Raw genomic sequence first — 11,108 nt, 5'->3', positions numbered from 1 at the left:
CTCAGCATCAAGTTTTTAACGCAACAATAGTTCTTTAAACTTTTCTTTTGGTGTTGACCAGTCAAGCGTTTTTCTGGGCCTTTCATTTAAGAGCTTTTGAACATGCTTGATTTCCTTCCTTGTAAACTTACTAAAATCAGTTTGTTTAGGGAAAAAGTCGCGGATCAACATATTAGTGTTTTCATTGGTTCCTCTTTGCCACGGGCTATGAGGATCACAGAAGTACACCTGCATATTTGTTTCTTTGGTAAAGAGTTTGTGTTCGCTCATTTCTTTACCTCGATCATAGGTTAATGTTACAGTCATTTGACTGGGTAATGTTTTTAGTTCTTTGGCAAATGCTTTTCTTACAGAAGGTGCATCCTTTGCTTTTAATGGTACAAGGATAACGGTTCTGGTAGTTCGTTCCACAATAGTCCCAATCGCACTTTTGTGATCTTTACCCATAATCAAATCGCCTTCCCAATGACCAGGTATGATTCTATCTTCTACTTCCTTTGGACGTTCATGGATACTAATCATATCAGCTATTTTACCCCTTGCGTCAGTTGCTAACTTGCGGTTCTTCCGTAAACGTTTCTTCTGTCTCAGATAGCTGATCAGCTCCTTGCGGAGTTCACCTTTGGGTAACATGTAGAGATAAGTGTAAATAGTTTCGTGACTGGCTTGCATATACTTCTTTGTTGGGTAACGCTTTTTTAACTCCATACTAATTTGCTGGGGTGACCAGCGGAGTTTCAGCTTCTCAACAATAAAGCTATACAGTTTTGGTGTTGTAGCAATCCTGCATTTATCATTCCTTCGCCGGGATAGATAATCCGCACAATGCTGAGCTAACCATGGCTTGTACCTACTTCCAATGTTGGTAAAATGCTTGACCTCTCGACTAATAGTGCTTACCTGTCGGTTTAAACTATTAGCTATGAATCGTAAACTTTTGCCCTGTGAAAGGTATTGGCCTATCATTTCCCTTTCATCGATACTTAACCTTTGATATTTATTCATTACAACAATTTAACTTAGTTAAACTGTTGCGTTAAAAACTTGATGCGAGTAACAATAGTTAATAAACAAACATAGAAAAATAAAATTATATATTAAAATTCTAATTTATTAGTGTAAACAAAAAATCTAGGTTTTTGCCTAATAAATGATTGAGATAAAAGGTACAATTTTATTTATTCAAAAATAAAAATGTACTGCTATGAAAAAATGGTCATATCTCACAGCTTTGTTAATTATACTTTTAGTTATTCATAATTCATGTTCCCCCAAAAAGGAATTAGATATACAGGAGAACTATGATCAAATAATTGATAGGTGGATTACTTTCGAAAAGAAAAAACTTAATTCAATAGAAAGTAATAACGTTGATGAAATAAAGAATAATATATCTTTTGATGGGGTTAAAAAAATTGTAACTAAAAATGATGTACATCTTTATATTTTTTACATAAATAAATTAAAAAATCAATTTTTAGTTTTACAAAAAAATGAAAAAGAGGTTACATTTCGAGGTATTTATTTAACAAATGAAATGGAAAACATTGAAAATGCACTCTGTTATGATAGTATTTCACCAAATACACAGTTAATCAAATTTGGACTCGATAGAAGACCAATAGAAGGTTGGTCAACTTATAAAAACAAAAAGATTAAATACTCTTCAACTAACTCACTTCAAAAATACCCCAAAGAGGCTATACAACGCGTATATAGAAATACAACCACGAATGATTGCAAGAACTTTTATTGGGTTACCTGGAATCAAGTGACTGGGGAAATTTTAAGTGTCCAATTTTTATATAATTCCTGTGATTATTTGCCTGTTATTGATTTTATAAATCCAGGAATCGGTATAGAATTAAGTGGAGGAAATTCTTTAGATGGAAGCATTTCTCAGCCTTGCATCGATGATTATAATGAATTAGTTCAAGATTTTCATAATGTTGTTGATAATTCTGTAACAACAAATAATTTTGAAAATATTTATACAGAAATCGCGACAGGAAGCTCACCAGATTTATTCCATTGGAACCCGAATCCTTGGACATGTTTTACTCCACCAATAGGGTCATGGAAACTCGTTTCTATTGAAAAAGGATTGACAAAAAGGATTGCTAATAATAAAAGAGCATTTCATTCACTCGAACATGTAGAAATTAGACTCGTGGGTTCAGAACCGCCTGCAATTGGAATTGAATTTTCTAGTGGGATTGGTACGCCAAGTTTCACACAACAATATGCAAATAATCATGAGGTAACATCTGCTGCAATGGAATTAAGCTTTAGTATTACCTTTACTTTTAAACCTGTTGGAAATTGTTTTATTATTAAAGATCTAGTTTCGGTCTTTGTAACACCTCGACACAAGAATATTATTGCATATGCTGGTTGGAATTTAAATAGTTTATAATATGAAACATCTTCAAATAGTTATAATAACAAGTATAATTTGTGTTTTATCATGTAATGCTAAAGACACAACCAATTATACATTGCAAATTATTAGTTCTTTTCCAGTAAATTTTGAGAAATCAGATACATTAATATCGGTAAAATATTTAAAGGATACTTTATTAATGCATTTTAATAATCATCATATTATGTATAGATTATCGGCAAATATGAAACTTGAAACTTTTGAGAATATAAATTATACTCAGCCTTATTTTATAAAGAGAGAAAATGAAAATATTGGCAAATATTATAAAAATGTAAATGCTCAAGACAATGGAATTACTTATAACGCAGATTCTCTATTATTAAACACAGGCTTTTATATTAAGCAAGGAAAAGAAGTGCCACTGCCAACAGAAAAAGATGGTTATCGTTTATTTGAAAATCGACTTAATTTTTCAAAAGACACGCTGACTAGTATTTATCTTTATGAAGAACAAGTAACAAACCCATCAATCCCAGACACAATCATGTTTGTTTATACTAATCGAATTCCTTCAATAAAAAACACATTATCTGAAAGAGTTAATGAGGAGTATAAGATGAATCTTCAAAGAATAAGTTTTTATTTCAAATCAATTTATTCAACTGAAATGAATGGGATAATTCCCCCCAGACAATTATTTATTGAACTTATTTACAAAGAAGCAGTCCTTTCACCCAACGAAAAATTGTTATTACAACATTATTTAAAACAAAATTAGTTATTCAACATCAAGGGCATCACCAGCATCAAAAGGTCTTCGCCTTCTGCCTGCTCAGTTGGTTTAATTAAACCAGCTTTGGTGGGCGTAGACAATTCCATTTTAACATCGTCGGTATCTGCTGCGTTCAGCATTTCAATTAAGAAACGCGCATTGAAAGCAATTTGTAAATCTTCGCCATCGTATTGACAGTTCATGCGCTCGTTACCTTCAAAGCTGAAGTCAACATCCTGCGCCGCCATCTGCAATTCTGCACCGGTAATATTCAAAGCCACCTGGTTGGTGCTCTTGTTAGAGAATACATTCACACGGCGCAGCGCATTCTGGAAAGAAGATTTGTTCACAATCAACTTATAAGGATTGTCTGCAGGAATCACCACTTTATAATCCGGGAATCTGGCATCAATCAAGCGACAAATCATATGAGTAGAACCATGCTTCACAAACAAATGATTGCTGTTATAGCTGATGGTTAGTTCGTCTTCATTATCAGGTAAAGCATTCTTCAATAAATTCAAAGGCTTCTTAGGCACAATGAATGAATCGGTTTTGGTAGCATGCGTATCGGTGCGCTTGTAACGAACCAGTCTGTGCGCATCTGTTGCCACAAACTGAACGCCGTCTTTACTCAACTCAAAAAATACACCTGTCATCGCAGGTCTTAAATCATCGTTGCTTACTGCAAATAAAGTTTTATTGATAGCTGTTAACAAAGCGCCGCTATGCATGCTAAAGCTGGTGGTATCATCTGCAGAGGGTTCTTTCGGAAAATTATCGGGGTTCTCTCCCATTACCTTGTATTTACCGTTGTCGCTGGTAATTTCTACGGCAAAGTTTTTATCAATGGTAAAAGTCAGGGGCTGGTCTGCAATATTCTTTAATGAATCCATTAGGATTTTTGCAGGAATACAAACCCGGCCATTGGCCTTGCTTTCTACATCCATCTGAACACGCATTACTGTTTCCAGATCGGTAGCCACTACATTTAATTTTTTATCTTCTATTTCAAACAAGAAATCTTCAAGAATCGGAAGTACGGTATTCGCATTAATTACACCACTGATCTGCTGCAAATGCTTTAACAGGGAAGAGGAAGAAACGATAAATTTCATATGAACGTTTTAATCTGGACAAACTTACTGTAAAGGGACGATATTTCACAAGCAATTTACACCCAAAATATCAGCCATTGTAGAAGTTGAGCCGGTCTATCAGCTCCTGGTATTTAATCTTGTTAATGGGCTTGACAATATAGTCGGTAACCCCGCTGTATTCCTTGGATCTCTGAATGTCGCAGTCGTCTACAGATGAACTTACCATATACACATAAATCGGCTTTTTAAACCGTTCCATTAACTTGTGGTATTCATCTAAAAACTGCCAACCATTCATGATAGGCATATTGATGTCTAAGAAAATCACATCCGGTAATTCCTGCTGACCACTTTCTACTTTCTCTTTAAAGAATCCAATGGCTTCACTCCCGTTATAAAAAGACAATATATTCTTGGCAAGTCCGGTGGACTCCAAAATTTTTCGTGAAGTAAACTGATAGATTTTATCGTCGTCTATCAAACAAACATTGTATTGTGTTACAGCCATTTTGTGCAGGACTTCAGTTTTACCGGGGGATATTTGGGGTCCTGAAACAAATATAATTACTTTACCTAAAAATACTAACAGTTGTTTTCAACGGACCCCAATAGCACCATCGAGAAAGCTTATATGAAGCTGAAGCACTACTGCGGCTACCAGGACCGTTGCCATCAGGAAGTAAAAGAAAAGCTGTACAGCCTGAAACTGAATAAAGCAACGGTTGAGCAACTGCTTTCCCGCTTAATTGAAGAGGATTATCTGAATGAGGAGCGATATGCCAAAGCCTTTGTGGGAGGACATTTCAGGCAAAAGCAATGGGGTAAAATAAAAATTGCCTATGCCCTGAAGCAGAAAAGAGTAAGCGAGTACAATATCAGAAAAGCCATGAGTGAAATTCCCGATGAGGATTACCTTTTGCTTGCCGAAAAACTGATAAAAACGAAATGGAATAGTTTAAAGAAAGACCAATACATACACAGGGTAGTTAAAACAAAAGCCTTTTTGCAGCAAAGGGGCTTTGAGCCTGCGTTGGTTCAATCCATTATTCAACAAATCCGATCTGCCCCATGAATCTTTATAAATTAATTGGACTGATTTTAATGATAGTAACGGGTACAAAGGCTCTGCAAGCGCAGTCAATAGGCCTGACTACAGAAAACGACGCCTATCTGTTAAAAAAAGAGGATGCCTATTATACCAACGGACTTTTTTTTCATTACAGTTATGCAAAGCCAGGGAAATTGACCTCCAGGCGCATTCACCAGTTTACCATCGGGCAAAAGATTTTCACCCCTTTGTTCAGAAATACCAGAACCCCCGCCGACATAGATCGTCCCTATGCCGGCTACAGTTTTGCTCAATTCAGCCAGACCCGTTTTTCAGGAGAAAAAACCGTATTTCAATGGTCGGGAACCCTTGGTATTATTGGTCCGGCATCAGGAGGTGAGGGCCTGCAAAACACCTATCACCGATGGTTGAATTTTGCCGAATTTAGGGGATGGAAGTATCAAATTAATAATCAGCTGGTATTAAACGCTGCGGCATTGTATGCATACCAAATGGTCAATACGCAGCTATTTAAGGGCATTCTTATTTCCGACGCACAATTAGGCACTGGTTTTGTGAGTGCGTCTATGGGAACCAAATGGGTGTACGGTTTGCTTAATTCGGCGCAGCAAAGTCAGCTTTGGAATGCAGCACAGGAAATCAAAGGCAATAACAAAAAAGAATTTTATATCTATTGGTATCCCAGGTTTACCTGGCAAGGTTATAATGCCACTATTTCCGGGGGGAGCAAAACTGCTGCGGATTCTTCTGTCAGGCTAACTCCGCATCGCTGGGTATTTCAGCATACCCTTGGCCTGGCATATAGCGCTGGCAGGTGGGCCGCACAACTGGAACTGGTGCATCAATCAAGGGAAACCCTGGAGCAGTTGAAAAAACATCGCTACCTGGGCCTGCAATTACAATATCGAATCCATTAACTTGCTGTTTCAAAACAGCCCTATGCATCCTTTATCTGTTACCCTGATACAAAGCAATTTACACTGGGAAAATAAAGAAGCAAACCTGAAGCAGTTTGCTGAAAAAATACAGCAAAAGACTGCGTCGGGACAGCTGGTGATCCTGCCCGAAATGTTCAGCACCGGATTTAGTATGAATCCTGCTCAACTGGCTGAAACCATGGAGGGTCCTACGGTTCAGTGGATGAAAGAAATGGCAGCTAAGCAGAAAATAATTCTGACTGGTTCGGTTATCATAACGGAAGAAGAAAAATTTTTTAACCGCCTTTTGTGGGTATTACCTAATGGAGTGGTTGCCTATTACAATAAAAGACATTTGTTTGCCTTCGCAGGTGAGGACCAGTTTTATGCTTCCGGAAATAAAAGATTCATTGCTTCTGTGAATGGCTGGAAAATTAATCTGCAAATCTGCTACGATCTGCGTTTTCCGGTTTGGGCAAGACAACAAATAACAGATACTCCTGAATATGATTTGCTGGTGTATGTGGCCAATTGGCCGGAGAGAAGAAACCATGCCTGGAAAACGCTGCTAACGGCAAGGGCTATCGAAAACCAGTGTTATGTAATTGGGGTAAACCGGGTGGGTGAAGATGCCAATGGCATTAATCATAGCGGTGACTCAATGATTGTGGATCCGCTGGGGCAGGTACTTTATCACAGTGCACAAGAGGAAGCCATTACTACGCACGTATTAAACCCGGATCATTTGCAGGATTGCAGAACCCGTTTTCCATTCTGGAAAGATGCGGATACATTTTCTATTTATCAACAAGATTTATGAAACAAATTGTAGCAGCAGAAAAATTATTTACGGGTACGGATTGGTTGTTGAATCATGCAATGGTGTTGGAAGATAATCAGGTTCATTCGATGGTGCCAATTGTATCGCTACCCGAAAAACCAGAAAAGGTATATCCTTATATTATTCCCGCACTGATTGATTTGCAGATTTATGGTGCAGGCGGACAGCTGCTAAGTGTTTTTCCAACAGAGAAAGCTTTGGCATTGTTGCAGGATTATTGCATCAAGGGCGGAGCAGCCTGGTTTCAGCCAACGGTTGCCACCAATAGTCATGAAGTAATTCATGCCTGTATTGATGCTGTAAGAAAGTTTAAGCAGACTCCCGGAAATCGTTGCATAGGATTACATGTAGAAGGTCCCTGGATCAATCCGGAAAAAAGAGGGGCACACTTAAGCGAATACATTTATCAACCCAATTTGGAACAGGTTGCTTCTTTGTTGGAGTATGGTAAAGGGGTTATTACCATGATTACGCTTGCTCCGGAAATGGTCAGTACCAATTTGGTTGATTATATACAATCCCGGGGCATTGTAGTTTCTGCAGGCCATAGCAATGCAGATTATGCAACGGCTACCCATGCTTTTAACCAGGGGATTACAACCGCTACTCACTTGTACAATGCTATGAGTGCACTACAACACCGCGCCCCCGGGATGGTGGGAGCCATTTTTAATCACCCCATGGTCAACTGCAGTATAGTACCGGATGGTTACCATGTAGATTTTGAAGCGATACAAATTGCTAAAAAGCAAATGGGCGAGCGATTATTCGCTATTACCGATGCAGTAACTGAAACCCAATCAGGTCCTTATCCGCATCAGTTGAATGGGGATAAATACGAAGCCAATGGTATTTTAAGTGGATCGGCCTTAACCATGCTGGCTTGCATGCAGAAATTACATTGGCGTGCGAATATTGAATTGGGAGAAGCCATCAGAATGTGTTCTTTGTATCCGGCGAGGGTAATTCAAAAAGAAGGTATTTCCGGAATGTTAAAGCAAGGCCAAAAAGCGGACTGGATTGCCCTTGATGCGCAATTGTCTTGTGTTAAAGCAGCAGAATAAACTAACTTTAGGTAGTAAATAAAACAACAAACATGAAAAAATTATTGGTACTGGCATTGGCTGCCATCTTCACTGTTAGTGCACATGCACAGGAAGCAAGTTGGAAACAAATGGAAGATTTTCACGGCGTTATGGGTAAAACCTTTCATGCTGCAGAAGAAGGTAATTTAAAACCCTTAAAGGAAAATGTTGCAACACTTGTGGCAAAAGCAAAAGCATGGGAGTCGGGTGCAGTACCTGCCGGATATGACGCAAAAGTAGCGAAGCCCATTTTGAAACAACTGGTTGCGAAATGCACAGCAGTGGAAGCAGCTGTTAAAGCAAAAAAATCTGATAAGGAATTAACTTCTTTAATTACTGCTACCCATGATGTATTTCATGAGATAAAAGAAAAATGCAAACCAGGAGAAAAACACTAATTGTTTTTTGATTGAATCATTTGCAGAATTGCCGCCATTTTCGGATCCCATCCTTCACGGATGGCAGTAGAGGATGGCGGTATTTTTATGTCCGGAACAATTCCGCTCCCCTTGGGACGGTTGCTATCTATTACCATTCTGTAAAGCGGTAACCGAACCCTGATATTGGTGTTGGGCAATGTGATATTAGGAATATGCATAGCCGAGTTTCCGTAATATCCACCACCGGATTCTTCCCCAACTACTTTAATATTATCCTGACCTTTCAATGCCCCTACAACCAGTGTGGCCGCACTAAATGTGTATCCGCCTTGTACCAGGTACACCTGACCTTTGAATGCATTATTGGTATTCGGTTGAAAATAGTGCCGCTCGAATCTACGGTAATGAATACTGCCGTCTTCTGCTTTATGTGCCCCCAGGTTCATGGCCAGCCAATACATCCAGCTATGCTGAATATGTTTTCCGTATTTTAATTTTCTATTGGTAGCCACAACAGAGTCGGCTACTTTAAATGGTTTGTTTGTCAGGTATCTGGTTAAATTGATACTGTTGCTGATTTTTCCCCCGCCGTTTTCTCTTAAGTCAATAATTAAGTGCTGAATATTTTCTTTCTTCAGTTTTTTAAAACTTCTTCTGAAAAAACTTTTGAGACTCCCTTTGCTAAAACTGGTAAGCCGCAGGTAAGCACTATGGGTAACTGTGTCGATACTTAATGAGCGAATGCTTAACAGCCGCATTTGTCTTTTTGAAATCTCTGGTCTTGCTATTGGTGGTTGAGGTCTTTTGATTAAACTGTCTCTGGGAACCGGCGAAAAGTTTCCCAATGATACGGTGTCGCTTTTTCCTTTTGAATCAAGAAATCCAATCAGGTAAGCACTGTCAAGTCCAAACACTTGTTTGTATAAATCCGGAAAACCATTGCTGATTACCTGATAGGAATGATTGACCGCATTGCCGTCATTGGAAATTTGTTGAAACAAACGGTTTCTGTACCAGGAAACGGGCAATCCATTGATTTGTTTGATAATGGTTCCCCTTTTAATGATGGAATCCTTAGTATATCCATTGCTTAAAACTACGGCACTGTCTTCCCAGAACTTTATCTGTAGCGGAAACCTGGGATAGCGGTATTGATTTAGATTTTTCAAAAAACTTTTGGAATACAATGTGCTGGTATGTCCGCATTTAATTTGTGCAACCCAGCCTGCAATCCTGTTTTTGAATGCTATTTCGTCGAGTGAATCGTTCAGGGAAATCAGCAGCCTGTTAAAACTACTGTCCAGTTCTTCTTTGGAAGTATGCCAATACAAACTCGGATGATTGGCTTCCAGAATTTTTTTTAACAGAATGGCATCTTCTTTTAATTCAGCAACAGGAAACTTGGATAAGGAACTAACTGATTTTTGGGCAATAACTGTTTGTGATGGAACAATTGTACGCATCAATAAAAGAAGCACCCATCCCATCCATAGCCGTCTGCTCATGTTTAAGAATTGAATGCATTCCAGCCCTGTGCTTTCAGATCAAAAGTATTACCCCCCTTGGTCAGCAATTTCACACCCTCCGTTATTTCAGTTGTGTAGCCGATTACACTGATTTCTTCGTTAAGTACAATTTTATCGTGATCTTCCTGGCGAATGGTAAAAATTAATTCATAATCTTCTCCGCCATTCAATGCACATACGGTTGGATCCAATCCGAATTTGAATGCTGCTTTTCTGCTGGCATCGGCAATGGGAAGTTTTTCTTCGTATATGCGCGCTCCTAAACCGGACTGTTTGCAGATATGCAATACTTCGCTACTGATTCCATCGCTTACATCCATCATGGCGGTTGGAACTATTTCATTTTTTCCAAAGAATTCAATGATGTCTTTTCTGGCTTCAGGTTTTAGTAAGCGACCCACTATATAACTCTCTCCTTCCAGGTCTGGTTGAATATTGGGATTCTCCTGGTAAATTTTCTTTTCTCTCTCCATAAGGGTTAAACCCAGATAAGCACCGCCCAGGTCCCCACTCACGCAAATTAAATCACCCTTTGATGCCGTACTTCTCTTGATGAATGTATCGGGTGCCACTTCACCAATGGCTGTAACAGAAATGATGAATCCTTTCTGTGAGGAAGAAGTATCCCCGCCAATTAAATCAACTCCGTATTTTTCACAGGCAAAATAAACGCCCTCATAAAATTCATTCAAGGCCTCTAAACTAAAACGATTGCTGATTCCGATACTCAGGGTTATCTGAGTTGGCGTTGCATTCATGGCATAAATATCGCTAAGGTTTACAACCACGGCTTTGTAACCCAGGTGCTTCAGCGGCGTATACATTAAATCGAAATGAATCCCTTCCAGTAATAGATCGGTGGTTACAACGGTTTGCTTACCAAAATGATCAATTACCGCCGCATCGTCCCCAACCCCTAAAATGGTAGAAGCATTCTGGGTTTCCGCATTTTTGGTAAGGTGTTCAATCAAACCAAATTCACCTAAACTCGCTATTTCTGTTCTTTGTTCCATACGTCTTTTTTATGATGAC

At 38.7% G+C, this 11,108-nt stretch carries 12 protein-coding genes; 7 read left to right on the top strand and 5 right to left on the bottom strand.

Going from position 1 to position 11,108, the window contains the following annotated elements:
- Positions 1-15: 15 nt before the first annotated feature.
- Positions 16-1,005, bottom strand: coding sequence for an IS30 family transposase (locus P767_RS0110865; RefSeq protein ID WP_026750616.1), 990 nt, complete (start codon positions 1,003-1,005; stop codon positions 16-18).
- Positions 1,006-1,204: 199 nt separating this feature from the next.
- Between P767_RS0110865 and P767_RS0110860 the strand changes: the two genes are divergently transcribed.
- Both P767_RS0110860 and P767_RS0110855 read left to right on the top strand, forming a co-directional pair.
- On the top strand, positions 1,205-2,416 hold the full coding sequence (locus tag P767_RS0110860; protein ID WP_026764515.1) for a hypothetical protein: 1,212 nt from the start codon (positions 1,205-1,207) through the stop codon (positions 2,414-2,416).
- Between the two features lies 1 nt (position 2,417).
- A complete protein-coding gene (locus P767_RS0110855) occupies positions 2,418-3,164 on the top strand; it encodes a hypothetical protein (protein ID WP_026764514.1) in 747 nt (248 codons plus the stop codon).
- On the opposite strand, the gene dnaN is transcribed toward P767_RS0110855, so the two are convergent.
- Positions 3,161-4,276 carry a DNA polymerase III subunit beta gene (gene dnaN / locus P767_RS0110850; RefSeq protein WP_026764513.1) on the bottom strand — a complete coding sequence of 372 codons (1,116 nt, stop codon included), beginning with the start codon at positions 4,274-4,276 and terminating at the stop codon, positions 3,161-3,163. The genes P767_RS0110855 and dnaN overlap by 4 nt on opposite strands.
- A 70-nt stretch (positions 4,277-4,346) precedes the next feature.
- Positions 4,347-4,766, bottom strand: a complete 420-nt coding sequence (locus tag P767_RS0110845; protein WP_037351754.1) for a response regulator — start codon at positions 4,764-4,766, stop codon at positions 4,347-4,349.
- Between the two features lie 81 nt (positions 4,767-4,847).
- Here P767_RS0110845 and P767_RS0110840 point away from each other — a divergent pair, with 81 nt between their 5' ends.
- From P767_RS0110840 to P767_RS0110820, 5 genes are read left to right on the top strand one after another with little or no spacing between them, the layout of a single operon-like run.
- Positions 4,848-5,330, top strand: a complete 483-nt coding sequence (locus P767_RS0110840) for a regulatory protein RecX (protein WP_037351753.1) — start codon at positions 4,848-4,850, stop codon at positions 5,328-5,330.
- On the top strand, positions 5,327-6,244 hold the full coding sequence (locus P767_RS0110835) for a lipid A deacylase LpxR family protein (RefSeq protein WP_026764510.1): 918 nt from the start codon (positions 5,327-5,329) through the stop codon (positions 6,242-6,244). Before P767_RS0110840 ends, P767_RS0110835 begins: the two co-directional genes overlap by 4 nt.
- Before the next feature lie 22 nt (positions 6,245-6,266).
- Complete coding sequence (locus P767_RS0110830; RefSeq protein WP_026764509.1) at positions 6,267-7,064, top strand: amidohydrolase; 798 nt, start codon at positions 6,267-6,269, stop codon at positions 7,062-7,064.
- Complete coding sequence (gene nagA, locus P767_RS0110825) at positions 7,061-8,149, top strand: N-acetylglucosamine-6-phosphate deacetylase (protein ID WP_026764508.1); 1,089 nt, start codon at positions 7,061-7,063, stop codon at positions 8,147-8,149. Before P767_RS0110830 ends, nagA begins: the two co-directional genes overlap by 4 nt.
- A gap of 32 nt (positions 8,150-8,181) precedes the next feature.
- Positions 8,182-8,568 (top strand): hypothetical protein, encoded by a 387-nt coding sequence (locus tag P767_RS0110820; RefSeq protein WP_026764507.1) that lies wholly within the window; start codon positions 8,182-8,184, stop codon positions 8,566-8,568.
- On the opposite strand, the gene P767_RS16810 is transcribed toward P767_RS0110820, so the two are convergent.
- Together P767_RS16810 and thiL are read right to left on the bottom strand one after the other, a co-directional pair.
- The gene (locus tag P767_RS16810; protein WP_084799922.1) at positions 8,565-10,055 is read right to left on the bottom strand and encodes a S41 family peptidase; all 1,491 of its coding nucleotides are present in this window, start codon (positions 10,053-10,055) and stop codon (positions 8,565-8,567) included. The two genes, P767_RS0110820 and P767_RS16810, sit on opposite strands and share 4 nt — an antisense overlap.
- 2 nt (positions 10,056-10,057) lie before the next feature.
- Entirely contained in the window at positions 10,058-11,089 is a 1,032-nt protein-coding gene (gene thiL, locus P767_RS0110810) for a thiamine-phosphate kinase (RefSeq protein WP_026764506.1), read from the bottom strand.
- Positions 11,090-11,108 lie beyond the last annotated feature (19 nt).

Origin of the sequence: Sediminibacterium salmoneum NBRC 103935 (assembly GCF_000511175.1) — a bacterium.
Lineage (GTDB): Bacteria > Bacteroidota > Bacteroidia > Chitinophagales > Chitinophagaceae > Sediminibacterium > Sediminibacterium salmoneum.
This window is presented reverse-complemented; position numbering and strand designations above follow the sequence as displayed.

Coding starts and splice junctions, on each gene's coding strand:
- P767_RS0110865 (WP_026750616.1), bottom strand. CDS start 1,005: ATGAATAAATATCAAAGGTTAAGTATCGATGAAAGGGAAATGATAGGC.
- P767_RS0110860 (WP_026764515.1), top strand. CDS start 1,205: ATGAAAAAATGGTCATATCTCACAGCTTTGTTAATTATACTTTTAGTT.
- P767_RS0110855 (WP_026764514.1), top strand. CDS start 2,418: ATGAAACATCTTCAAATAGTTATAATAACAAGTATAATTTGTGTTTTA.
- dnaN (WP_026764513.1), bottom strand. CDS start 4,276: ATGAAATTTATCGTTTCTTCCTCTTCCCTGTTAAAGCATTTGCAGCAG.
- P767_RS0110845 (WP_037351754.1), bottom strand. CDS start 4,766: ATGGCTGTAACACAATACAATGTTTGTTTGATAGACGACGATAAAATC.
- P767_RS0110835 (WP_026764510.1), top strand. CDS start 5,327: ATGAATCTTTATAAATTAATTGGACTGATTTTAATGATAGTAACGGGT.
- P767_RS0110830 (WP_026764509.1), top strand. CDS start 6,267: ATGCATCCTTTATCTGTTACCCTGATACAAAGCAATTTACACTGGGAA.
- nagA (WP_026764508.1), top strand. CDS start 7,061: ATGAAACAAATTGTAGCAGCAGAAAAATTATTTACGGGTACGGATTGG.
- P767_RS0110820 (WP_026764507.1), top strand. CDS start 8,182: ATGAAAAAATTATTGGTACTGGCATTGGCTGCCATCTTCACTGTTAGT.
- P767_RS16810 (WP_084799922.1), bottom strand. CDS start 10,055: ATGAGCAGACGGCTATGGATGGGATGGGTGCTTCTTTTATTGATGCGT.
- thiL (WP_026764506.1), bottom strand. CDS start 11,089: ATGGAACAAAGAACAGAAATAGCGAGTTTAGGTGAATTTGGTTTGATT.